Raw genomic sequence first — 26,012 nt, forward strand, 5'->3', positions numbered from 1 at the left:
TCGAAAGCGGCCCTCACCCCAGCCCTCTCCCGGAGGGAGAGGGGGCCGACCGAGGTGTCTTGCGCTTTACATCGACCTGAGAGACCGAGTTGATTATGGATTCAACGCGGTATGTGCAGGTTGATTTAGATCTTTAGGTGTGTGTCGGAAATGTCCCGCGACTTATTCATATACCTCCTAGCCGAGCGACGTTTCGGGATGGTTTAGGGCTAGGGATTTTCAGGACGGCTAAGCAACGTCTCCAGCCTCGCCAGCGGCGGCGCATCCTGGTTGCGATCAAATACCTGAATGCCAATTTTGAGCAACCGCCCATTCTCCGCCGCACCAATCACCTGTTCACACCGCAATAACAACCGCCCCTGATCACACTCCATCGCCTTAACCCCCATCGGCAACCGTCCCTCCAACCGCAATTCCGCCATCCGACTCTGCGCCGCAATCATCGCAATCGAGCGATCCCGCAAAACCCCGCTGCTCTGCGTCATCAACCCCGCCACACGCACGGCGGCGGACATGGCCACGGCGATGATCGCCAGCGCGACGAGCACTTCAATCAGGGTGAATCCAGCTTGCGGGGAGGGGGTGCGCATCGGGGGCTCGGGCAGTCGGGCAGCCCTTGACGCTAACGCCTGTGCTTGACGGCTTGACGACGAAAACACCCGAGGATTTTCAACATCCCTGACATATCTTCTTGCAACACTGCGCGTCGAATCGAATCAAGCCAGGGAATGACGAGATGGATATCGCGCAGTTCAAACAGCCCAGTCGACCGAGCCGGATGCCCCGTGGGCAGCAGGGTTTTACGCTGATCGAGATCATGGTGGTCGTGGTGATTCTCGGGATTCTGGCGGCGATGGTGGTGCCCAAGGTGCTCGACCGGCCGGATCAGGCGCGGGCCACGGCGGCGAAGCAGGACATTGGCGGGTTGATGCAGGCGCTGAAGCTGTATCGCCTCGATCACGGCACTTACCCGAGCCAGAGCCAAGGCCTGAAGGTGCTGGTGGAGCGGCCGGCCGATGCGAAGAATACCAACTGGCGCTCGTACCTGGAGCGCCTGCCGAATGACCCGTGGGGTCGTCCTTATCAGTACCTCAATCCCGGTGCCAACGGCGAGATCGACATCTTTTCCCTCGGCGCCGATGGCCAGCCTGACGGCGACGGTGTGAATGCCGACATCGGTTCCTGGCAGTTGTAAGGCCGGTCATGAACAGCCAATCGAACCAGCAGGGGATGGCGATCATCAGTGCGCTGCTGATTGCGGCGGTGGTCGCAGTGATCGCTGCCGGCATGCTGACTCGCCAGAGCGTTTCGACCCGGGCGCTGGAAGCCGAACAACTGCGCGTGCAGGGCCGTTGGGTATTGCACGGGGGGTTGGAGATCAGCCGGCAATTGTTGTGGGACGCGCGGCAGCGCGATCCGTTGACCCGGCTCGATCAGCCTTGGGCGCAGCGGTTGAACACCCAGGGTTTCGAGGGGCGGCTGGAGGATGAGCAGGGCAAGTTCAACTTGCGCAATCTGGTGGCCAACGAGCGGATCGATGACGCGCAGGTGCAGGCATTCGAGCGTTTGTGCGAGTTGATCGGAGTCAGCAGCGGCTTGAGCCGGCGCATCAGTCAGCGGGTGATCGGCTCGTATCCGCACCTGTTGAATGCCCAAGTGGTGGACAAGCCTGTGACGAAAAATACGTTCGACAGTGGGCGTGCCACGTCGCCGTCCGCTTCGCGCAAACCGCAATCGCCGACCTTGCCGATGCTGCGCACGCTTGACGATTTGCGCAGTGTCGACGGGGTCAACGATGCGCTGTTGGCGAAACTGGCGCCGTACCTGACGGTGATTCCGGCGACCACCTGGCTCAACGGCAACACAGCCACCGCGCCGGTGTTGGCGGCATATGTGCCGGGGTTGTCGCTGGAGCGGGCGCAGGCGTTGATCAATGAACGCGACGCCGGGCGCTGGTTTATCAATCGCGGGGATTTCGTCAATCGCCTGCGACTGCCGCAATTGGAGATCACCAGCGTCAAGGTCGGCATCACCAGCGACTGGTTCCGTTTGCGCGGGCAGGCGCGGCGCGATCAGCGACGAGTGAGCCTCGATGCGTTGTTGCATCGCAGTGAAGACCGCTTGCCGCAAGTGATCTGGTCGCGGGTGGGCGTATGAGCCAGTTGCGTGTGAGTTTGCCGCCGCTGGCAGAGCTGGGTCTCGACAGTGAAGTGGATTGCGTGTGGCTGGATCGTCAGGGGCAGGTCACTCGCCAGGAACGTGTGCGGCTCGGCGCACTGCCGAAGCAACCGCTGGTGTGCTTTCTGCACCCGTCGGACAGCCTGTTGGCGAGCATTGATTTGCCGCCGCTGCCGGCGAACAAAACCGCTGCGGCTGTGCAGTGTGCAGCGCAGGCCTTGATGCTCGGCGATATCGCCGAGATGCACATCGCCCACAGCGCTCGCAATGAAAGCGGCCAGGTGCAGATTGCCTGGGTAGCCCGCAAGGATTTGCAGCACCTCGGGCAGTTCGGATTGAACCTCAAAGGCCTGTACCCGGCGGCCTACAGTTTGCCGGTGATGGCCGGCGGCGTCGGTTGCCTGCACGACGATCATCTGTTGCTGCGCCACGGTCCGAATGCGGCGCAGGTGCAGCCGATGATCGACGAAGCATGGCTGCTGGAAACCGGTCTGCCGGCGCACTGGATCGGTGACGGCGCGCCTGAGGCGGTGCAATCGACATTGGCCGACACGCAACGTTGCTCCGGCCCGTTGCCGAACTGGGGCCTGCACGGCGGCCTCCAGCAACCGGGCACCGAACATCGCGGTTGGGGCAGGGCGCTCGGTTGTTGTGCGCTGGCAATGGCGGTGTGGGTGATCGGTTTGAACCTGTACGCCGCCCGCGAGGCCGGGCAGGGCCAGCAGCTTAAGGCGCAGATGGCGCAGCGGGTGAAGCAGGCGTTCCCCGAGTTGCCGGTGATCCTCAATCCGCTGCAACAGGCTCGTCAGCAAATCGCGGCGCGCCAGCAAGGCGCGGTGGATGCGCCGGGGCAGGATTTCACGCGGCTGGTGTCGCAGGCCGGCAGCGGCATGCCGTCCATGGCCGGGACGGTGCAGCGGCTGGAGTTTGTCGACGGCGCGTTGCAATTGAGTCTGCTGCCCGAGGCTCGGCGTTCGGGCAACGACAAGGATTGGCAAGACACGCTGGCCCAGGCCGGCATCAGCATCAGCCCGAATGACGAAGGCTGGGTCTTGCGCCCGGCCGGCGAGACGACCGCCGCCACCGACAACGACGACAGCAGCGGAGCCGAAGATGAATAGCCCATCGCTTGCGAAATACCGCGCCGGTTGGCAGCACTTCAGCGCTCAGTTGCAGGCCCGTTGGCAGCCGTTGGCGTTGCGGGAAAAACGCATGGTCGGCGGTATGGCGGCGCTGTTGCTGGGGCTGTTTGTGTGGGTGGCGTTGATTCAGCCGCCGCTGAAAAAGATCGCCGCCTCGCAAGTCGAAACCCCGAAACTGCGCGCCCAGGCCGAAGCACTGGAAGTGCTGTTGCGCGACGTCAGCGTGCGCCCCGACGGGCAAAACCTGGAGCAGTCGCTGCAACAAACCTTGCAGGCCAGCGGACTGGGCGGCCATTACCAATTGGCGGCCGCGTCCGCCGGCTGGCAGTTGACCTTCGACGCCGCACCGGCCGACGCCGTGCTCGACTGGCTGCTGAGCCAACCGCGGAATTTTTCACTGCAAGTGGTCGAGGCCCGTCTGCAACGCGCAGACGACGCCGCGACCGATGACACCGCCGGCACTCTGTCGGGCACCGTACGCATGGATCAGGCGCTGGGCGCTAAGGAAGCTTCATGAAGGGGTCAGGGTCCAAACGCATGGCGTTGCCGATGCTGTTGATGGCATTGAGCGCGTGCAGCAACACCACACCACCGAATCAACCGCCGCTGCTGGTGGACAGCGAACTCGGCCGGCCGCTGGCCAACACCCAGCGCAGTGGCGACGCGGTGCTCGACCGCGAGCGTGCGCAGGCCCAGGTCAGACCCGCGCCAAAGCAATTGCACAACATCACCGAGCGCGCCCGCAGTGGCGGTTCGGCGCGGGGCACGACGTTGCCGGCCAATCCGTTGGGCGATCAGCCGGTGACGCTGAATTTTGTCGACGCCGATATTCAAGCGGTGGTGCGGGCGTTGTCGCGCTCGACCGGCCAGCAGTTTCTGGTCGATCCTCGGGTCAAGGGCAATTTGACGCTGGTCTCCGAAGGCCAGGTGCCGGCGCATCAGGCTTACGACATGTTGCTGGCGGCGCTGCGCATGCAGGGTTTCAGCGTGGTGGACGTCGGCGGCGTGGCACAAGTGGTGCCGGAGGCCGACGCCAAACTGCTCGGCGGGCCGATCTACAGCGCCGACAAACCGGCCGGCAACGGCATGCTCACCCGCACGTTCCGCCTGCAATACGAGAACGCGGTGAACCTGATCCCGGTGTTGCGCCCGATTGTGTCGCCGAACAACCCGATCAACGCCTATCCGGGCAACAACACCATCGTCGTCACCGACTACGCCGAGAACCTCACGCGGGTCGCGCAACTGATTCAGGGCATCGACACCCCAACCGCCATCGACACCGACGTGGTGCAGATCCAGAACGGCATCGCTGCCGACATCGCGCCGATGGTCGCCGACCTGCTCGACGCGCCGGGCAACGATCCGACGCAGAAAATCGCGGTGATCGGCGATCCGCGCTCCAACACCATCATCATCCGCGCCGGCAGCCCCGAGCGCACGGAGCTGGCGCGCAACCTGATCTACAAACTCGATAACGCCCAGAGCAATCCGAGCAATCTGCACGTGGTGTATCTGCGCAACGCTCAGGCCGGCAAACTGGCCCAGGCCTTGCGCGGTTTGTTGACCGGCGAGAGCGACAGCGGCACCAGCGACAATGCGCGCTCGGTGCTCAGCAACATGGGCAGTTCCACCAACTCGGGCGGCGGGCAGAATGGCCAGAGTGGCACGCAAACCAACGGCTCGACTTCGACCACCAACAGCGGCAGCACCGGCGGCAGTTACGCCCAGGGCAGCAGCGCCACCAGCGGCAGCAGTAATGCGCAAAGCAGCGAACAAAACGTCGCCTTCAGCGCTGGCGGCGTGACGATTCAGGCGGATGCCACCACCAACACCTTGCTGATTTCCGCGCCGGAACCGCTGTATCGCAACCTGCGCGAAGTGATTGACCTGCTCGACCAGCGCCGTGCGCAAGTGGTGATCGAAAGCCTGATCGTCGAAGTCGGCGAGGACGATGCCAGCGAATTCGGCGTGCAATGGCAGACCGGCAATCTCGGCGGTAAAGGCGTGATCGGCGGCGCCAACCTCGGTGGTTCTGGGATCAACGTCAACGGCAAGACCAGCCTCGATGTACTGCCGCAAGGTTTGAACCTCGGCTACGTCAACGGCACCGTCGACATCCCCGGCATCGGCAAGATCCTCGACCTTAAAGTGCTGGCCCGGGCGCTGAAGAGCAAGGGCGGCACCAACGTGCTGTCGACGCCGAACCTGCTGACCCTGGACAACGAAGCAGCAAGCATTTTTGTCGGCCAGACCATCCCGTTTGTCAGCGGCAGCTACGTCACCGGCGGCGGGGGCACCAGCAACAACCCGTTCCAGACCGTGACCCGCGAAGAGGTCGGTTTGAAGCTCAACGTGCGGCCGCAGATTTCCGAGGGCGGCACGGTGAAACTCGACATCTATCAGGAAGTCAGCAGCATCGACGAACGCGCCTCGGCCGCGGCCAATTCGGCGGGGATCGTCACCAGCAAACGGGCGCTCGACACCAGCATCCTGTTGGATGACGGGCAGATCATGGTGCTCGGCGGTCTGCTGCAGGATGGCTACAGCCAGAGCAATGACGCGGTGCCGTGGCTCTCGAACATTCCGGGGATTGGCGCACTGTTTCGCAACGAACGCCGCTCGATCACCAAGACCAATCTGATGGTGTTCCTGCGCCCGTACATCATCCGCGACAGCGCGGCGGGCCGGAGTATTACGCTGAACCGCTACGACTTCATGCGCCGCGCTCAGGGCGGTCTGCAACCGGAGCGCAGCTGGGCGATGCCGGACATGCAGGCGCCGCAATTGCCGGCCACTGCCCAAGGCGTGCCGGCACCGGTGTCCGGCCCGCGCGCGACCATCAAAGCGGTGCCGCTGCAATGAGCGCATTGCCTTACGCCTGGGCCAAGGCGCAGCGGATTCTGCTGCGCGACGGCGTGCTGACGGTGTGCCCGTCAACGCCGGGCTGGTCGATCAGCGAGGTGCGCCGGCAGTTCGGCGCGGCCAGGCTGGAGCGGGTGCGCGATGACGAACTTGATGGCCTGCTCGCTACTGCCTACGCCGACACCGGCAGCGCGGCGGCGGTGGTCGGTGCGGCGGAAAACGAAGTCGACCTCGACCGCCTGATGCAGGACATACCGGAAATCACCGACCTGCTCGACACCCAGGACGGTGCGCCGGTGATCCGCATGATCAACGCCTTGCTCACCCAAGCGGCGCGGGACGAGGCCAGCGACATTCACATCGAACCGTTCGAAACCCATTCGGTGGTGCGCTACCGGGTCGACGGCACCCTGCGCGACGTGGTTTCGCCGCGCAAGGCGTTGCACGGTGCGCTGGTGTCGCGGATCAAGATCATGGCGCAACTCGACATCGCCGAAAAACGCCTGCCACAGGACGGGCGCATTGCGTTGCGCGTAGCAGGGCGGCCGATCGACATTCGTGTCTCAACCGTGCCCACCGGCCATGGCGAGCGGGTGGTGATGCGTCTGCTGGACAAACAGGCCGGGCGCCTGCATCTCGAAACGTTGGGCATGGACGCGCAGGTGCTGGCCAAACTCGATCACCTGATCCGCCAGCCCCACGGCATCGTGCTGGTCACCGGTCCGACCGGTAGCGGCAAGACCACCAGTCTGTATGCGGCGCTGGCGCGGCTCGATGCGAGCACCAGCAACATCCTCACCGTGGAAGACCCGGTGGAATACGACTTGCCGGGCATCAGCCAGATTCAGGTCAACGCCAAGATCGACATGACTTTTGCCCTCGCGCTGCGTGCCATTTTGCGCCAGGACCCGGACATCATCATGATCGGCGAGATCCGTGACCTCGAAACCGCGCAGATCGCGGTGCAGGCTTCGCTGACCGGTCACCTGGTGCTCGCGACGTTGCACACCAACGACGCGGTGTCGGCGGTCAACCGCTTGGTCGACATGGGCGTCGAGCCGTTTCTGTTGGCCTCGTCGATGCTCGGCGTTCTGGCCCAGCGCTTGGTGCGGCGGCTGTGCAATCAGTGCAAACAGGAAGACCCGGCGACGCCCGGCACCTGGCGCCCGGTCGGTTGTGCGGCGTGCAATCACACCGGTTACAGCGGCCGGACCGGCATTCATGAATTGTTCTGCATCGATGACGACATCCGCACTCTGATTCACCAAGGGGCAGGGGAGCCGGCGTTGCGCGCGGCGGCGAGCAAGGCCGGGATGTTCAGCCTGCGTGAGGACGGCGAGCGCTGGATTCGCAGCGGTGCCACGGCCCCTGAAGAAATCCTTCGCGTGACACGGGACGCCTGATGAATCGCTATCGTTTTGAAGCCGCCGATGCCAGCGGCAAGATCGAATCCGGGCATCTGGAGGCGGAGAGTCAGGGCGCCGCGTTCGGCGTGCTGCGCGGGCGTGGGTTGACGGCGTTGTCGGTGGAGAAAGAAAGCAATGTCTCCCAGCACGGTGGCGTTGGGTTGTTCAGCGCCAAACTTTCGGACAACGATCTGGCGTGGGCCACCCGACAACTTTCGAGTCTGTTGGGTGCGAGCCTGCCGCTGGAAGCAGCCTTGAGCGCCACGGTCGAACAGGCCGAGAAAAAGCACATCGCCCACACCCTCAGCGCCGTGCGCGCCGATGTGCGCAGCGGCATGCGCCTGGCCGAAGCGCTGGCGGCGCGGCCACGGGATTTTCCGGAGATTTACCGGGCGTTGATCGCGGCGGGCGAGGAGTCAGGCGATCTGGCGCAGGTGATGGAGCGGCTGGCGGATTACATCGAAGAGCGCAACAACCTGCGCGGCAAGATTCTTACCGCGTTCATCTATCCGGGCGTGGTCGGGCTGGTGTCGATCGGCATTGTGATTTTCCTGCTGAGTTATGTGGTGCCGCAGGTGGTCAGTGCGTTTTCCCAGGCGCGGCAGGATCTGCCGAGGCTGACGCTGGCGATGCTCAATGCCAGTGATTTCATCCGGGCGTGGGGCTGGTTGTGCGCAGGCGTCATGGCCGGGGCGTTCTGGAGTTGGCGCCTGTATCTGCGCAATCCGGCGGCGCGCTTGAGCTGGCATCATCGGGTGTTGAAGTTGCCGCTGATCGGGCGCTTTGTGCTGGGGCTGAACACTGCACGGTTCGCCTCGACGCTGGCGATTCTCGGTGGCGCCGGGGTGCCGTTGTTGCGCGCGTTGGAGGCGGCGCGGCAGACCTTGTCGAATGATCGTCTGAGCCTGAGCGTCAATGAGGCCACCGCCAAGGTACGCGAGGGCGTCAATCTGGCGGCCGCGCTGAAAGTGGAGAACGTGTTCCCGCCGGTGCTGATTCACCTGATCGCCAGCGGCGAGAAAACCGGCGCGCTGCCGCCGATGCTCGAACGCGCCGCACAAACCCTGTCCCGCGATATCGAGCGCCGGGCGATGGGCATGACCGCATTGCTCGAACCGCTGATGATCGTGGTGATGGGCGGGGTGGTGCTGGTGATCGTGATGGCGGTGCTGTTGCCGATCATCGAGATCAACCAGTTGGTGCAGTAGTTTTTTCAACTTTTTTGCCGGCGCCCGGATCTCACCCGAGCGCCAAAAACAGCATCCTCGGGTTCTCCTTTCTGTCATCTGCAACGGCCCTTCAAGGGCTGTGGCCGGTTCCCTCGAAAAGCTTGCCGTAGACACTCCGCACAACCGCCGGAACACCCGAGAAAATCCCTCGAAAATCACCTCGCACCTCCCGAGGTTTTTTCCTTTATCTGTCACCGGAAACTGCGAATTTCTCAGTGCGACTTAACCACGGACCCCGCTTGCGAAGGTCGGCGGTGAGTCTTCCCAGTGTCATGCAAGACCCCTGCAAACCTGTGTTCACACCCAACGTTGAAAAGGAGATTCTTCATGTTCAAGCGCACTCTGATCGCAGCTTCCCTGACCGTCGCTGCCCTGGCTTCCGCCCAGGCCATGGCCGCCAACGTAACCGGTGGTGGCGCGACTCTGCCTGCCGCTCTGTACAAAGGTTCTGCCAACAGCATCCTGCCAGCCAACTTCAGCTACCTGGGTACCGGTAGCGGCACCGGCAAGACCGCTTTCCTGACCAACAACTCGGCACTGTTCAACACCACCGGTTCGGTTCACTTCGCCGGTAGCGACTCGATCCTCAGCGCTTCGGAAATCAGCACCTACAACACCAACTTCGGCGCTTCGTACGGCCCGCTGATTCAACTGCCTTCGGTGGCTACTTCGGTTGCCATTCCGTACAAAAAATCCGGTCAGACCGCTCTGAACCTGACCAGCGCTCAGCTGTGCGACGCCTTCTCCGGCACCAAAACCACCTGGGGCGCTCTGCTGGGCACTTCCGACACCACGCCGATCCGCGTTGTTTATCGCAACGTTTCCAGCGGCACCACGGAAATCCTGACCCGTCACCTGAACTCGATCTGCCCGACCAAGTTCGCCACCAACTCCACCTTCGCCAGCGCTCGTCTGCCAGCCGGTTCGACCCTGCCTACGACCTGGGTAGGCGTTGCCGGTACTGCTGACGTGGCCACTCAAGTCAACGCCGTTGACGGCTCCATCGGTTACGTTGGTCCGGACGGTGTGAACGCCGCCAGCAACGCCGTGGTTGCTCGCGTCAACGGCGTACAGCCAACCACCGCCAACGTTTCGCTGGCACTGGGTTCGGCGACTCTGCCAACCGCGCCTTCGAACCCTGCCCAGTGGGTACCGGTCGTTCCTAACCCAGCCAGCGGTTACCCGATCGTGGCTTACACCAACTTCATCTTCGGCCAGTGCTACAAGGACGCAACCGTGGCCGCTGACGTCAAATCCTTCCTGACCACTCACTACAGCAACCCGGGCAACAACGCTGCCACCATCGCTCACAGCTTCACTCCGGTTCCAACCAACTGGAAAGCGGCCGTGACTGCCAACTTCATCACCAACACCTCGGGCAACAACCTGGACATCAACAACGCCAGCGTCTGCAACGCTGTCGGCCGTCCTTTGTAAGCCTCGTTTCACGGCAATGAAATGGCAGCAGCCTTCGGGCTGCTGCCATTTTTTTTGGACGATCTACTCCTCATTCATGAAGTTTGTGTGACATCCGTTCGGTCGCGGCCCGCGCCAACCGCCTATGTCGTAACAGCAGGGGCAAGCCGACCTGCGGCCTCATGTGGCAAACAAAAAGGATCTCGTAGTGATGCTCGCTCGCCCATCCCGTCGCAGTACCCGTGTTCAGCCTCAGCAGCGCATGGCCGTCGATCCGGCGCTGTGGTTGCTCAAGCCCCTGGCGCAGGCGATTGCCTTGTGTCTGGTGGCAGGCAGTGCCGAGGCGGCGACTGCGTTCAGTTCGGGATGGTTTGCCGCCAAGGGCGCGGCGCAACAGGCGGCGGCAGCACGCCCGAGCGTGGGTGGTTTGCCGGGGACGCCGCCGCTGGCGCAGCAGCAAAAGGCCAACCAGCAGTTGCAGCGCTCGATTCAGACCCTGAACAACACTGTAGCGGCGATTGCGGCGCAACAAGCGGCGCAGGCGGCCGGTCGTGCGGCGGCACTGGGCACGGTGCAGTTTGTGCCTGACGGTCTGGGCGAGGGCGGCCTGAAGGTCGACAACAGCCTCACGCAAGGTTGGCAGAACGCCAAAGGCCCGCAGCAGACTCAGGCTGACGGCAAGACCACGGTGAAGATCGAGCAGACCGCCGACAAGGCGATCCTGAACTGGGAGACCTTTAACGTCGGGCGCAACACCACGGTCGATTTCGTCCAGCAGTCGAACTGGGCGGTGCTCAACCGGGTCAACGATCCGAATGCGCGGGCCAGCCAGATTCAGGGCCAGATCAAGGGCAACGGTACGGTGATGTTGATCAACCGTAACGGCATCGTGTTCAGCGGCACGAGCCAGGTCAACGTGCGTAACCTGGTGGCGGCGGCGGCCAACATTACCGATATTCAGTTCCGCGATCGCGGCCTGTATTTCGACAGCAGCGGCAGCCAGCCGACGTTCACCGAGGCCGCCGGAAAAGTGTTGGTGGAGCGCGGTGCGTCCATCGAAACGGCGCGGCCGGCCAAATCGACCGATGCTGGCGGCTATGCCTTGCTGCTCGGCAGCGAAGTGCAGAACGACGGCAGCATCAACACCGCCAAGGGCCAGACCGTGCTCGGCGCGGGGGATCGCTTTTACATTCGCAAAGGCTCGGGCACTGAAGGCAATGCCTTCTCCACGACGTTCGGCAACGAAGTCACGCCGGGTTTCAAGGCCGGCAGCACTGCCGGCAAGGTCAGCAACAACGGTCTGATTCAGGCCGCCACTGGCGATATCACCCTGACCGGCCATGAGATCGGGCAAAACGGCGTGTTGCTGGCCAGCACCTCGGTCGCCACTCGCGGCACGATTCATTTGCTCAACCCGGCGACCGACACCCAAGGCAGCGTGACGCTGGGGCAGGGCAGCGCGACGGCGATCCTGCTCGACAGCAGTGACCTGACGGCTCTCGACAGTCAGCATCAGGCCGCCCTGACCGGCGTGACGCCCAACAACAGGATTCGCGGCGATCAGTCGCGCATCGACATCCAGAGCGGTGGCAGCGTCGAGTTCCAGAACGGCTCGATCACCCTGGCCACCGGCGGGCAAGTGGCGGTGGCGGCGCAGCGCCGCAGCCTGGTGCGTGACGGCGCGTTGATCGATGTGTCCGGAGCCATCGGCGTGAAAGTCGCGATGGAATCCAACAGCATCAAGATCAACGTCCAGGGCAACGAACAGCGCGATGCGTCGGTCAATCGCGACAAGGGTGCACTCAACAGCAATGACGTGTGGGTCGATGTACGCGAACTGGTTTACGTCCCGGCCGGCACCAACGGCTACGCCACGGATCGCTGGTACACCGCTGGTGGTCTGCTGGAGGTCGGTGGCTATCTCGGCACCCAGGGCCACAGCATCGGCGAGTGGATGGCTCAGGGCGGGATGGTCAGTTTCGCCGGCAATGACGTGGTGACCGAGAAAGGTTCGCTGATCAACCTGTCCGGCGGCACGCTGGATGTACAAAGCGGCGAGATTCGCCAGAGCTGGCTGCGCGGGGCCGACGGGCGCCTGTATGAGGTCTCAAAGGCGCCGGGGGATCTGCTCTACACCGGGCTGTACAAGGGCTATGAAGACAGCAGTGAGCGCTGGGGTCAGACGAGTTATTACTACAACCCGTTGATTGCGCCGTCCAGTCGTCGGGAGTCGGGCTACACCGTGGGACGCGATGCCGGGCAACTGGTGATCGGCACCCGCAACGCTGTGCTCGAAGGGCAAATGCTTGGCGAGGCTTATCAGGGCGAGCGCCAGATCCAGGCACCGCGTGCCGTACTCGATGGCTATGCGCAGAGTCAGACGGCGCTGGCGCGGCGCGGGCAGTTGATTGTCGGCAGTTATGATCCGGCGTACGTGGCGGCTTCCGGTGGTTTGCTCTATGGGCTTAACCCTTTGCTCGAACAGGTGCAGATCGGCGGTGAGCGCCCGGTCGCCGGCAATGATCGGGATCTGACCGGAGCCGTATCCGATGCGCGCAACGGCAAGCTGTTCCTCGATGCCGGGCAACTCAGTGACTGGCAACTGGGCGCGCTGAAAGTGGCGGCCAAGGAACGGATCAACGTCCAAGGTGCCGTCACCGTCGACAATGGCGGCGACATCACCCTGTACGGGCCGGACGTGCAGGTCAACGCAAACCTGACCGCGCGTGGCGGCAGCCTGCATCTGGGCAATGTGCTCAATCAGCTCAACACCGATCGCCTCACCGACACCCGACTCGTCGCGCCGACCGGCAAGGCCACCCGCGTGAGCGTGGCTGAAGGGGCACAACTGGACACTCGCGGTCTGTGGAGCAACCTGCGCACCAACCCGGACGATACAGCCAGCCTGGCGTATCTGGATGGTGGCGTGGTGTCGATCCGCAGCAGCAGCGACATCGAGGTCGGTGCCGGCAGTCTGCTGGACGTGTCTTCCGGCGGGGCGATTCTGGCCAATGGCAAGACCCGCGGAGGCAAGGGCGGTGACGTGACGCTGGAGGCCGGCGCCTTGACCGCGTCGGGTGACAGTCATCTGACTCTGGACGGCCAGCTGCGGGGTTACGGTGTGTCTGGCGGCGGCCGTTTGTTTCTGCAGACCGGCGATGTGCTGATCGGCCAGACCGATAAGCGTCAGGCCGACTCTGTGTTGCAGCTGACGCCGACGCTGTTTGAAAAAGGCTTCTCGACCTACAACCTGATTGGCCTGAACCGGATGGAAGTGACGGATAACACCGTCATTGATGTGTCGATGCCGGTCTATCGCTTCAGCGAGGCGGCTGCCAATCAGGTCAGCGGTGCCGCGCCGCAGCAGGCACTGGAGCTGTGGACGCCGCCGCTCTATCAGGAAAATCCGACCAAGGCCCAACTGACGCGGCGTGCCGGTGCCAGCCTGACGCTGCAGGCCGGTACCCGCGAAGTCAGGTTGCTCGATCCTGCGCACACGACCCTGAGCCTCGGCCAGGACTCGCGCATCAGCGTCGACCCCGGGCAGAGCATCAACTTGCGCGGCGCGGGACAGATCACCCTCAATGGCGAACTGAATGCCTGGGGTGGCACCCTCGATATTCGCCAGCAACAGTTCGGTTCGAACGACGTCGCCGACAACTCACAACTGGCTGACAACGCAGCGCACAACCGCTCGATCTGGATCGGCGAACACGCGGTGCTGGATGTGGCTGGCCGCGCGGCCACGGCGGTGGATGCGCTGGGTCGTACTTACGGGCTGGTGGGCAAGGGCGGCACGATCATCGTCGGCGGTGAAATCGATGCGAAAAAAACCACGGCAACGTCGACCGACGCCTATGTGATCGTGCGTGAGGGCGCACGACTGGACGCGTCCGGTGCTCAAGCCACGCTGGATATCGCCGGGCAGGGCCCAACGCCGATAGCCACCGATGGTGGACGAATCAGCCTCAGCTCCTATAACGGACTGTTCATCGATGGCAGCCTGCGTGCAGTCGCCGGTGGTGCGGGCGCAGCCGGCGGGCGTCTGGACATTGCACTGGAAACGCCGCTCTACGACCTCAACCTCGCCGCCAATAAAGTGCGTGCCGCCAGGGAAATCATCCTTGGACAGGACGCAGGCAAGTCACTGCTGCCGCAGGATCTGCAACCCGGTGCCGCTGCTTCAGCCTTGCAATACGGTCGTGCCCGCCTGGGCGCCAATCAGTTGATGGCCGGCGGTTTCGACAACCTCAGCCTGCTGAGCAATGGTTTGCTGTCGTTCGACGGCGATGTCGATCTGCACAGCCGCCAGAGCCTGAGCCTGTATGCCGGCGCGTTGGCGTTGGCCGACGGCGCCAGAGAGACTGCGCGGATCAATCTGTCAGCGCCGTATCTGCGGTTGTCGGGGACCGGCAAATACTTCGACGCGCCGGGTTATCTGCGCCCGCGAGTCATGAACACTCCGACGACCCATGTGGCACCCGCCACGTTCAACGCCACGGCGGACCTGCTGGATCTGGGCAACAGCCTGTCGTTCGGCACGGCGGGGAAGATTGCGTCACTCAACGGTGCGGCAATCGAGGTCAGTCGGCGCGGCTTTGATCAGGTGACCTTGCACAGCCGGGGGGATCTGCGCTTTCTGGCTCCGACCGGGTACACCACTAAAACGGAGTTGTGGACGCCTGGGGACCTGAACCTGCAGGCCGCGCAAATCTATCCGGCCAGTGATGTCACTGCCGAGGTGCGGGTCGGTTATCAGAGCGTGCACCCTGGCGCCGACCCGGCGCGCACCTTGCGCATCACCCGCGCCGGGAGCGCCCCGGCCGTCGTGCCTTACTCGGTGTTTGGCGACTTGACGCTGGCTGCCGGGCACATTGAGCAGGGCGGCGTTATTCGTGCGCCGCTGGGCATGATCCGCCTGGGCGACGAGACCGTGGTCAACACCCATGACCTGCATTTGTTGCCGGGCAGTGTGACGTCGGTCAGCGCGGACGGACTGGTCATGCCCTATGGCGGCACCACCGACGGCATCGACTATCGATACGCTGGCAAATCGGTTGTGCTCAAGGGGATTACCGCAGAAACCGCCGGTGTAACGCTGACCTCGCGGTACGTCGATGTGCAGCAGGGAGCATTGATCGATTTGTCTGGCGGCGGCGACCTGCGAGGGGCCGGGTTTGTGTCCGGGCGGGGCGGCTCTACCGATGCACGCTTCAATCCGCTGGTGCGCAATGCCGCCGACGGTACGTTCAGCTTGCCAGGCCTGGCCAGCAATCCGGTGTACGCCATTGTGCCCGGCAATCAGAGCACCTACGCGCCGATGCTCGCCGAAGCAGGAGCGGTTGATCCGCGCATCGGCCAGCAAATCACCCTCGGCTCCGGCGTGCCGGGGCTGGCGGCAGGCACCTATACGCTGCTGCCCTCGACGTTCGCCTTGTTACCGGGGGCGTTCCGGGTCGAGGTCAACGGCCAGGCCGCAGCGGGTGTCACGTCTGGCGCGTTGCCTTTGCGCAATGGTTCATGGACCAGCTCGGGGTTGATGTCGATCGCCAACACCGGGCTGCGTGACAACCTGGCCAGCCAGGTCATCCTGACCTCGGCCGATGTCGTGCGTCGTTATTCGCAGTACAACGAAACCGGTTTTACTCAATTCATCCGCAGTGACGCTGCACGGCGTGGCGTGCCACGGGCGTTGGCGCCGATGGATGGCAAGTCGCTGAATCTGTACTTGATGTCGGGCGCCGAGCAGGGCATTGCGCTGGATTTCGCCGGACAGGTGTTGTTCAAACCGGCCACTGGCGGCGTGGTCGGGACGGCGGTGGTGAGGGGCGCGCGGGAGGTGGAACTGCTCGGCGACGGGCATCGGCGTACCGAGGGTTTCAGCGGCGTGTCGCTGTATGCCGACAGCCTCAACAGATTGGGTGCAGGCCGTCTGACCATCGGCGCGCAACCGGCGATCGATTACAACACGGCGGGCAATATCGTTTCGTTCATCGGTGATACATCGAATATCACCCTGCGTGAGGGCGCCATGCTGTCTGCGCCTGAAGTGCTGCTGCGTACCACCAGTACCCGTGGCAGCATCACGCTCGAAGCCGGTTCGGGGATCAACACTCTGGGGCGCGGCGACGCACCGTACGATTCATCCGCAGGCTTTATCTATGCTCCGGGCACGGCAGGTCTGCTGGTGGTCTCGAACGGTTGGACCAACGTGCTCGCGCCGTCGTTGTCGACCCCTACCTCCGGCGCGGGGGATATTCGCATCGGCAACTGCCCGACGAACGCCTGCACCAACCCGACGCTGCTTTACTCCAATGGCAGCATCACGGCCGCCACAGACAAACAGTTCGAGCTCGACGAAACGGTACGCTTCGGTACTCGCCATCTGACGCTGGCGGTGGGGACGATCAATGCCGGCAGTGCCGAGGCCTTGAGTGCCGCCGGCAGTCGTGTGCCGACCGGCCTGACCCTGAACCAGAACGTGCTCGACCGGCTGTTGCGCGGTGATACGCAGTTTGGCGCTCCGGCCCTGGAGACCTTGAGCCTGACCAGTCGCGATGCCTTGAATTTCTATGGCAGTGTCAGCCTCGACACGCTGGATCGGCAGACCGGCGTCAGCAAACTGCAGAATCTGATACTCAGTACACCGGCCATTTATGGCTTGGGCCAAGCCGCAGACGTTGCGAGCATCCGCACTGCGAATCTGGTCTGGAACGGCGCCACGCAAGCGCCCGCTGCTGTCATCTCTGGCGGCGCCGGCACCGGTCAGGGCACACTCGACATTCAGGCCCAGCGTATCGAATTCGGCTACGGCCCCAACCCGCAGGCCAGTGGACTGGAGCAGAACGATCGCCTGGTGCTGGGCTTTGCCAACGTCAATCTGACCGCCAGCGACCACATCACCGCCAACCACAAAGGCAGCCTTGCGGTGTATCAGGCGCAAGGCGCTTTCGACCCGGTCGGGGGCTATGCCTACAGCGGCGGCAACCTCAACCTGCGCACCCCGTTGCTGACGGGGGAGGCGGCCTCGGTGAACCTGCTCAAGGCCGGTAACAACCTGACTCTCACGGGCGCCGGTACCCCAGCGGCGGCCAATGTCCTGGGCGCGGAACTGACGCTCGATGCGCGTAATGTCACGCTCGACAGTCGCATTGCTCTGGCCAGCGGCAAACTGGTGATCAAATCGGTAGAAGACCTGACCCTGAACAGTGGCGCTTACCTGGATATGGCCGGGCGTACCCTGGCGTTCAACGATGTGAACAAGTACAGCTGGGGCGGTGATGTGGCGCTGTACAGCAGCCACGGCAATATCCGTCAGCTCGCGGGCTCAAGCATCGACCTGTCGGCGCAGAACAATCAGGCCGGCAATCTCAGCGCCATCGCCTTGGCCAGCGATGCCGGGATGGTCGATCTGCAGGGCCAGATCCTCGGCGCCAGCAGCGGCAGTTATGACGCGGGTGGCACATGGGTGCCGTACAAGGCCGGTGGCGTGGACATCCGCGCGCAACACTTGAATGGCGATCCGAGCCAGCAATTCGCGGCCCTTAACCAGCGCTTGAACGCAGGGCAGGTTTTTGGCAGCCGCAGCCTGCAACTCAAGCAGGGCGATCTGTTGATCGGCGACGGGCTCAAGGCCGGTGAGGTCAATGTCTCGGTGGACAACGGTAGCCTGACCGTCGCGGGTCTTGTCGACGCGAGTGGTTCAAGGGTCGGTTCGATTCGTCTGTCGGCGAAGAACGGCCTGACGGTGACTGGCAGCGCCGTGCTCGACGCCCATGGCCGTGTGCTGCGGGTCGACAGCTACGGAAAAATCATCGATGCACCGAACCGGGCGATGGTCGAGCTCAACTCCGGCGCCGGAACGCTGACGCTGGGCTCCGGCGCACGGATCGATCTGCGCCACGGCACCGACGCTGCACTGGGGCCATTGCCCGGGCAGTCCGATGGATTGCCGCGCGGTACGCTGGAGTTGAACGCACCACGTCTGGCCGGCGGCGACATCGCCATCGATGCCAGCGGCGCGCTGAACATTCAGGGCGCCCGTTCGATCGGGCTCAATGCCACGCGCCGTTACAGCGATGCCAGCGACGGTGCAGACCCGGCGGCCAGCGGACGTCCGTATCAGGTGATCGATCAGGCCTACCTTGACCGCATCCATGGCGACAACACGGCGTTCATCGATGCCGCGTTGCTCAACAGCAACCTGCTGCAGAACAAACTGGCCGGCCTGAACAATGCGTCCTATGCCGATGCCTTCCATCTGCGACCGGGTGTCGAGATCGTCAGCAAAACCGCCGACGGCGATCTGGTGGTGCAGGGCGATGTGGATCTGTCCGGTTACCGCTATGCCAGTCTCAATCCGCATACGCAGAAAACCGCAGCCTATGGCTCTGGCGAGTCTGGCAGCCTGGTGATTCGCGCCGGCGGCAATCTCGATATCCACGGCAGCCTCAACGACGGTTTTGCACCGCCACCCGAGACGGTCGACGATGCGGGCTGGAAACTGTTGCCGGGGATTCAGCCGTTCGGCGGTGATCTGGTGGTGCCGGGTGCAGGCGTCACACTGGCGGAGGGCACGCTGTTCCCGGCGGGCGTCACGCTGAACTACGACGTGCCGCTGCAAGCGACGACCCTGGCCGCTGGCACGTTGTTGCCAACCGAAGCGACCTTGGCCGCGCCGTACACGCTGGGCGCCGGTACGGTACTGGCAGGCGCGGTTCACGATGCCTCGGGCCAGTTGATTTTTGCCGCTGGAACGCTGCTGACCGACAACGTCACATTGCCGGCCGGCAGCCGCCTTGGCGCGGGCATTCGCTTGAATGACGTCACGTCTGTCAAAGCGATTCGCTGGCCTAAAGGCGTGCCGTTGCCGGGGAGCGTCGAAGCCGGTACCAACGCGATCAAAGGCGTGCGCTTGAGTGGATCGCTGGCATTGCTGCGCGGTTCTTTGATTCCGTCGATGACCGACGTGGTTCTGGCCGATGGGACGGCCTTTATCGAGTTGCGGCCATTGAACGGCAACCAGCAGGGGCGCAACTGGGCCGTTGCCAGCCTGTTACCGGCCGGCAGCGCGTCCTGGTCGATGCGGGTGGTGGCGGGGGCCGATTTGGGTGCCGCTGATACGCGTGCGATCAAACCGGTTTCCAGCGACGGCAATCTGCGTCTGGCCGACACTCATTACGGGCTCAAAGTCACTGAAAAGGCACCAACCCTGGTTTGGGGTGAAGGCAATCTGGGTGGCTTCACCCCGGGCGAACCCGTGCCTGACGAGCTCAAGGAATGGTGCGACTGGGCACCGAACTCCTGCGTTTCTGCACCGCGATGGACGTGGGCACCGGACAACTGGATGGGCATGCCCCCGGGGTCACCGATAAGCGATGAAGACGTGCTTGCCTGGTGTGGGTCTTTCCCTGAGCTGTGCGTGGAAAACAAACCGGGCATCACCGTCAGGACCCGCACACAGATGTTCAGCGTACTGCGTACCGGTACCGGGGATCTGGACGTGCTCGCCGCCGGTGATCTGAGCATGGACTCACCGTTCGGCGTCTATACCGCCGGCACCCAATCCGAGGAGATCGATCCGCGCTTCAACCAGCCGCGCGGACGTCTGTCGGACAACGGTTCGGTGCTGGGCAGTGCCGGCAGCGATTACGAGCGGTGGGTCACAGGCAACGACAGTCTGTATCAGGCCTGGTACCCGCAAATGGGCGGCAACCTGACCATCAACGCCGGTGGTTCGATTTCGGGGGATGTGCTGGGTCGGCGTGGCCCTTCGGCAACCCTGGAAACACCTGAGCAAGTGCCCAGTGTGGCGGTGGGCAACTGGCTCTGGCGTCAGGGGACCGGCAACAGCGATGTGCCGACGGCGTGGTGGATCAACTTCGGCAGTTATGCGACTCAGCCGTTGCCGGATCAAGGCGTCGATACCGGGCCGTTCCTGGTTGGCTTCACCGGTTTCGGCACGTTGGGTGGCGGCAACATCAGCCTGCGCGCAGGTGCCGATGGGGGCATGGTCAAGGCGTTGGGCGAAAACGCCAACACCAATCTTTACCCCCGTGGCCAAGGCTTGATCGTGGCGGTCGGGAGTACCGGGCGCGTCGGCGACGATGGACGGCTGCAATTGACCGGTGGCGGTGATATGGACATCCGCATCGGCGGTTCGCTCAATCCGTCGTTGCAGGCACGGGCCGGCAACAGTGGCGTGGGAGTCCCCCGACACGACTTGCAAGGCGCTCTGATCAACCTGCGCGGCGCGGCCCGACTGACTGGCGGGGCGCTGGGTGGAATCAATCTGCAGTACGGCGCAGCCTCCTATGTGCAGGACCCACGAGAAGTCCGACCGTTTGACCCGTTCACATCCACCGCTGGCAGTGCCTCCGGCGGCCTGGTCTTGATCCCTGGCGACTCGGGCATGAGCCTCAATACCCGCGGCGACCTGGTGCTGGGTGGTGCGGCGGACCCGGGCCGGGTTCGGTTGCAGAACTCGACGCCGTTCACCACCGCTGACGGTGTCGTGCATGACGGGGGCGGATTGAGTGGTTTCTCGCTATGGACCGATCACACGGCTATCGATCTGTTTTCGGCTGGAGGCAACCTGACGCCAAGTACACAGCTGGGCGAGGTTGACGGGCAGGGCCCCATGATCGGGCGAAACACATCTCCCACCGATGGGCGCTTCGTATATCCGTCGATCCTGCGTGCGGTGGCGGCCCAGGGCTCGATTTATGCCGGGCCGTCGGCGACCTACATGCAAGGCAGCGGATTTTTGCCGGCCACAGCGTACTCCTTGTTGCTGGCGCCCTCGAAGGCCGGGCAACTGGAGCTCCTGGCGCAGGATTCGATCTATGCCGGTGGCTACGCAATCAATCAGTCGGGCGCCAGTCCGTCGGCCATCGCTACGCCATTCACACCGGCCTTCAATGGCTACGGTAACAACACATCGAAAACGCCGATCATGACCAACCGTGGCAGTGATGGGGTTTCACCCGATAAAAACTTGCGATATCCGCTGTTTGCTTTTGGTGCCAACAGTTACTCGGGTTTGAGTGAGGTGCAGGCGCCCGCACGGTTCTATGCTTTGACCGGTGATCTGGTGGGGGTGCGCAGTGGGGAAACACTGACGTTCAGCCTCTCCAAACGTACCTGGTACGAGGCGGCCAGCCCTGTCTGGATGCTGGCAGGGCGAGACATCGTGGCTTCCGGTACCTTTCTCGGGCAACCGACCACGGCGCCCAACGGCGAGATGGGGTTACCGAATACAGAGGGTGTCGCCTCGACCGGCAATCTGTTCGTGCACAACAATTCACGGGATATTTCCCGGGTCTCGGCAGGGCGCGACATCCTCTACAGCAGCTTCGACATCGCCGGCCCGGGTGTGCTGGACATCAAGGCAGGGCGCAACATCCTGATGGAGGACCGTGCCAGCATTACCAGCATCGGACCGATTCTGGCGGGGGACAACCGTCCCGGCGCCAGCCTGGTGATGCAGGCCGGTACGGACGCACAGGGAGCGGACTATTCGCGGTTCATCGCCCGTTACCTGAACCCGCAGAACCTTGCCGACCCGAGCGTTTCCCTCAACGGGCAACCGGGCAAAGTGGTCAAGACTTACCTCGACGAATTGCAGAGCTGGCTGACCCTCGGCTACGGTTTCAGCGGCAACGCAGAACAGGCGCAAGCCTTCTTCGCTGCGCTGCCAGGCGCCGAGCAGGCGATCTTCGCCCGTCAGGTGTACTTCGCCGAATTGCGTGCCGGTGGTCTTGAGTACAACGACGTCGACGGCCCGCGCAAAGGCAGTTACCTGCGCGGTCGCAACGCCATTGCTTCGCTGTTCCCGACCGTCGATGTGGTCGGCAACCTGATCCGTTATGACGGCGACATCACCCTCTACGGCGGTGCCGGGGTCAAGACGCTGTTCGGTGGCGATATCCAGATGCTCACGCCGGGTGGCGGTCAGGTGTTCGGCATTGAAGGCGCCGCGCCGCCATCGACGGCGGGGATCATCACCCAGGGTTCGGGCGACATTCAGCTCTACTCCCAGGGCAGCATTCTGCTCGGGCAGAGCCGTATCATGACCACGTTCGGCGGCTCGATCCTGGGCTGGTCCGCCGAGGGCGACATCAACGCCGGTCGCGGTTCGAAAACCACCGTGGTCTACACCCCGCCGAAACGCGTGTACGACACCTGGGGCAACGTGACCCTGTCGCCATCGGTGCCGAGCACCGGCGCCGGTATCGCCACGCTCAACCCGATTGCCGAGGTGGCACCGGGGGACATCGACCTGATCGCGCCGCTGGGCACCATCGATGCGGGCGAGGCGGGGATTCGCGTCTCGGGCAACGTCAACATCGCCGCGCTGACGGTGGTCAACGCCGCCAACATCTCGGTGCAGGGCAAGGCGACCGGCGTGCCGGTGGTCTCGGCGGTCAACACCGGCGCGATCACTTCGGCCAGCTCTGCTGCGTCGTCGGCCACCCAGGCGGCGGAAGACGTCGCCCGTCAACAACAAGCCGCCTCGCGCCAGAACCAGGCCTCGGTGTTCACCGTGCAGGTGCTCAGCTTCGGCAACGAACAACTGGCCCCGACCCGCGACGGCGCCAGCCGCGCACCGACACCGGGTTACAACCCCGACAGCCCCGTGCAGGTGCTGGGCGCCGGGGCGCTGGATGAACAGGCGAAACAGCAGCTGACCGAAGAGGAGCGGGGACAGCTGACGTTGTAAAAGGACTCTCGTGTAGTACGCTTCGGGCGGCCGTTTGGCCGCCCTTTTTTTATGTAGATGAGGTTCGTGGGTATTGTCGTCGGGTGTGGACTAACGTCAGTATTTTGATGCGCCCGTTCACTCGATAGACCAGCAGATAGTTCGGATTGACCACCATTTCCCGAGTGCCTGGCGCTCGACCGGATCGGTAACCATAAGGGATTGATGAAAGCCTTTGCGTTGCTGCACCAACCTTGTGCTGCAGAGCCGCTGAAGCGTTGGAGTTGTATTGTTCAACGTAATCGATAATGTCAGCCAGATCGTCCAGAGCTTGATCGCTCCATTCAAGCGGCAGCGCGTCGATTCTTGCGTCTCTCTTCTAATAGTTGGTCGAGCCGCACCATGGCTTCTTCATGGGGAATGCCCGGGCGAGGATCATCCAGTACAGCCTGCACCTTGGCACGAAACCAGCGATCGTAGCTCTCTGCCTCTTCTTCGGATTCGAAGTCAGAGTAAAACGGGGAATGCAATATGCTCATAGTGATCTCCGTGATCAATTTCAGCAGTCTAAGGGGGAAAGGGCCCATTGTCGTCACTGGCAGACGATGCACCCCATGAGCCCTGTAGGAACCATGGGGTAGCGGCGCCCAGTATCTGCAAGTCCCCCCTTTGAAATCTGCCGGACGTTTCCCACCGTTGTCCGGCAATCTCGACCGCCGCTGTAGGCCTATTCCCACCCTCTGTTTTTCAGGTTTCCAGCCTACAAATCCGCGCGCGCCTTCCTACAAATGCACTCAGAACGCATACGGAATACTCACCTTCGCCCACAGCATTTCCCCTTCTGGCCGGTTCTCCACGTCGAATTCCTTGGCCCAGCGGATCTCGGCGCTGGCGTACTTGAGGAAGGTGAAGTGCAGCGCCGGGCCGATAGCGAACACCTTGCCGCGTACGCCGTCGTTCACGTCTTCGCCGGCGAATTGCACGGTGTGGCCGAACTGTTTGTCGTCGGTGGTCTGCTTGAGGTAGTAACCGTTGATGCCGAGCATCAGGTCGTCGGTGATCTTGTAGCTGGCCGAGTAATCGAAGTGGAAGATCTGCCCGGACTTGTAGTCGGTGTCCTTGTTCTTCTCGTTGAAGCTGTAGGTGGTTTTCATCGACACCTCGGTGCGCTCGGTCGGCAGCCAGGTGAAGGAGAACAGCGGTTTGTAGGTGTAGAAATTGTTGCTGGTGTTGGCCAGTCGATCGACGCTGTATTCGCCGGTGGGCACGGTGATTTCCACGGCGGCGCCGAGGGTCAGGTCCTTGCCCATGTCCCACAGGATGATCGGCGCGATGGTGGTATCGCCCATGCCTTCACGGGTGTCGCTCAGGCCGAACACCGAGACTTCCTGCTTGAGCCACGGCTGGGCGATGTAACCGGCCAGACGCCCGCCGAAAATCCGCACCGGGCTCAGGTAATCGATGCGCGGGATGACGGCGGTGGATTCGATCTCGACATTCGGCACCTTGCCGCCGAGCGAACTGATGTTGAGCTTTCGTGACTTGTAATGGTTGTAGTAGAGGTTGAAGGCGACCATGTTCTCCGGAAGGCTGTCGACCTCCAGCGGCAGCATGAAGAAGCCGTCGGTGCCGGGGCCGATGTTGTCGACGCCGGCTTCAGTGGCCAGCACCGGCAGGGTCGCGGCGCAGCCGAGCAGACTCAGCGCCAGTCGCACAGGGAATGTCGCGCGGTTCGGGGTCATGTCCGTCCTCATTATTATTGTGTTTTGGGCGCAACGCCGGCATTCGGGGTGCCCGGCCACGATAGAAATAAGCCCTTGGCGCACAACAGGGCAGGGTATTGGCGGACACGGAAGGGGGCTTCTGCGGACAGTCCGCCAACCCTGTGCTAACTTCCTTCGACATAACCGGTTACAAAAATAACAATTCAGCGTGATCCGGGATGTCAGCCTCCATGAACGTAAAAGTCCAAGACCCCACCTTCGAACTGGCGCTGGTGTCGCCATTTCTCCTGCAAACCCTGGCCGAAGTCGCCGCCAACAAGGGCGTCGAGCCGCAGAGTCTGTGCCGTGGCCTGGGTTTTGATTTCGACGACCTGCAGGATCCGGCGCAGCGGATTTCCTATCGCCAGGCCGTGGCGATGATCCAGCGTGCGCTCAAGGCTTTGCCCAATCAGGGGCTGGGCCTGTGGGTCGGCGCGCAGAACGTGCTCGGTACGCTGGGTCTGCTCGGGCATGTGCTGTCGCTGTGCAAGACCTTGCGCGACGCGTTCGAAATCGGGGTTCGGCATCAGCACACTTCCGGCGGGATCGTGGTTTCCAGCGTCGATGTGGTAGGCGATCAGGTCTACGTCGACGTTGAGTGCCGGCTGCCGTTTGCCGAGGTGCAGGTGTTTGCCGTTGAAGAGTTTTTCGCCAGCCTGCTGGTCTATGGCCGGGCGCTGGTGGGCGAGACGTTCAAGCCGATTGCCGTGGAGTTCATGCACGCCGCGCCGGATTACCTGGATGAGTACAGGCGGTTGCTGGGGCCGGAGGTGCGCTTCGGGTGCCTGCACAACCGCATGTTGATCGACGTGCAATGGCTGGATGTGAACCTGCCCAACCACCATTCGCTGGCGCTGCGTCAGGCGGTCAAGTTGCTGGAGCTGGAGGCGGCGCAGGTTCATCAGAAACTCGATCTGATCCAGGCGGTGGAGCGGGCGATTGCCCGTGACTTGAGCCGGGGCAGCCATATTGAAAAGATTGCCGCCGACTTGAATATGAGCAGCCGCACTCTGCGCCGGCGGCTGACTGAGCATTCGCTGACGTTCGAGGCGCTGCTGGAACAAGTGCGTCAGGCGCGCACCATGAGTTTGCTGGCTAATCCTGATATGCCGATTGAGCGGATTACCGAGGAAGTCGGCTACAGCGACGTGCGTAGTTTTCGCCGGGCGTTCAAACGCTGGACGGGGAAAAGCCCGAGTGCGTGGCGCAGTGCTTCGATTTGATCTGAGACCGATGGCCCTCACCCCAGCCCTCTCCCGGAGGGAGAGGGAGCCGATTGGGGGATATTCGAGAGATACGCCGACCTGAAAGTT

General features: G+C 63.1%; 14 protein-coding genes. 10 read left to right on the forward strand and 4 right to left on the reverse strand.

The window, feature by feature from the left end:
* Window positions 1-209 precede the first annotated feature (209 nt).
* Complete coding sequence (gspI, locus tag JKA62_RS20980) at window positions 210-590, reverse strand: type II secretion system minor pseudopilin GspI (RefSeq protein WP_201819248.1); 381 nt, start codon at window positions 588-590, stop codon at window positions 210-212.
* 146 nt (window positions 591-736) lie between these two features.
* Between gspI and gspG the strand changes: the two genes are divergently transcribed.
* The 9 genes from gspG to JKA62_RS21025 all read left to right on the forward strand — a co-directional run bounded on the left by gspG (window position 737) and on the right by JKA62_RS21025 (window position 22,957).
* Window positions 737-1,195, forward strand: coding sequence for a type II secretion system major pseudopilin GspG (gspG, locus tag JKA62_RS20985; protein ID WP_085610505.1), 459 nt, complete (start codon window positions 737-739; stop codon window positions 1,193-1,195).
* 8 nt (window positions 1,196-1,203) lie between these two features.
* Window positions 1,204-2,157 (forward strand): type II secretion system minor pseudopilin GspK, encoded by a 954-nt coding sequence (gene gspK, locus JKA62_RS20990; RefSeq protein WP_201819250.1) that lies wholly within the window; start codon window positions 1,204-1,206, stop codon window positions 2,155-2,157.
* Entirely contained in the window at window positions 2,154-3,299 is a 1,146-nt protein-coding gene (gene gspL / locus JKA62_RS20995) for a type II secretion system protein GspL (protein WP_201819252.1), read from the forward strand. The genes gspK and gspL overlap by 4 nt, the downstream gene beginning before the upstream one ends.
* Window positions 3,292-3,837: a type II secretion system protein GspM gene (gene gspM, locus JKA62_RS21000; RefSeq protein WP_201819255.1), complete on the forward strand. Its 546-nt coding sequence runs from the start codon at window positions 3,292-3,294 to the stop codon at window positions 3,835-3,837. Before gspL ends, gspM begins: the two co-directional genes overlap by 8 nt.
* On the forward strand, window positions 3,834-6,185 hold the full coding sequence (gene gspD, locus JKA62_RS21005) for a type II secretion system secretin GspD (RefSeq protein ID WP_201819256.1): 2,352 nt from the start codon (window positions 3,834-3,836) through the stop codon (window positions 6,183-6,185). The genes gspM and gspD overlap by 4 nt, the downstream gene beginning before the upstream one ends.
* Entirely contained in the window at window positions 6,182-7,588 is a 1,407-nt protein-coding gene (gene gspE / locus JKA62_RS21010; protein ID WP_201819257.1) for a type II secretion system ATPase GspE, read from the forward strand. The genes gspD and gspE overlap by 4 nt, the downstream gene beginning before the upstream one ends.
* Entirely contained in the window at window positions 7,588-8,799 is a 1,212-nt protein-coding gene (gspF, locus tag JKA62_RS21015; RefSeq protein WP_201819258.1) for a type II secretion system inner membrane protein GspF, read from the forward strand. The genes gspE and gspF overlap by 1 nt, the downstream gene beginning before the upstream one ends.
* 348 nt (window positions 8,800-9,147) lie before the next feature.
* Entirely contained in the window at window positions 9,148-10,257 is a 1,110-nt protein-coding gene (locus tag JKA62_RS21020) for a substrate-binding domain-containing protein (protein ID WP_201819259.1), read from the forward strand.
* A 190-nt stretch (window positions 10,258-10,447) separates the two neighbouring features.
* Window positions 10,448-22,957 (forward strand): filamentous haemagglutinin family protein, encoded by a 12,510-nt coding sequence (locus JKA62_RS21025; RefSeq protein WP_201819260.1) that lies wholly within the window; start codon window positions 10,448-10,450, stop codon window positions 22,955-22,957.
* A gap of 49 nt (window positions 22,958-23,006) precedes the next feature.
* Here the strand turns inward: JKA62_RS21025 and JKA62_RS21030 are convergent, their stop codons facing one another.
* The 3 genes from JKA62_RS21030 to JKA62_RS21040 form a co-directional block, all read right to left on the reverse strand.
* Window positions 23,007-23,300 (reverse strand): type II toxin-antitoxin system RelE/ParE family toxin, encoded by a 294-nt coding sequence (locus JKA62_RS21030; protein ID WP_311776288.1) that lies wholly within the window; start codon window positions 23,298-23,300, stop codon window positions 23,007-23,009.
* Window positions 23,281-23,475, reverse strand: coding sequence for a type II toxin-antitoxin system RelB family antitoxin (gene relB, locus JKA62_RS21035; protein WP_011334551.1), 195 nt, complete (start codon window positions 23,473-23,475; stop codon window positions 23,281-23,283). The genes JKA62_RS21030 and relB overlap by 20 nt, the downstream gene beginning before the upstream one ends.
* A gap of 255 nt (window positions 23,476-23,730) precedes the next feature.
* On the reverse strand, window positions 23,731-24,678 hold the full coding sequence (locus JKA62_RS21040) for a SphA family protein (RefSeq protein WP_201819261.1): 948 nt from the start codon (window positions 24,676-24,678) through the stop codon (window positions 23,731-23,733).
* Between the two features lie 212 nt (window positions 24,679-24,890).
* Between JKA62_RS21040 and JKA62_RS21045 the strand changes: the two genes are divergently transcribed.
* Window positions 24,891-25,922 carry an AraC family transcriptional regulator gene (locus JKA62_RS21045; protein WP_011334549.1) on the forward strand — a complete coding sequence of 344 codons (1,032 nt, stop codon included), beginning with the start codon at window positions 24,891-24,893 and terminating at the stop codon, window positions 25,920-25,922.
* The last annotated feature ends 90 nt before the right edge of the window (window positions 25,923-26,012 follow it).

Source organism: Pseudomonas sp. B7, assembly GCF_016735645.1.
Lineage (GTDB): Bacteria > Pseudomonadota > Gammaproteobacteria > Pseudomonadales > Pseudomonadaceae > Aquipseudomonas > Aquipseudomonas glycinae.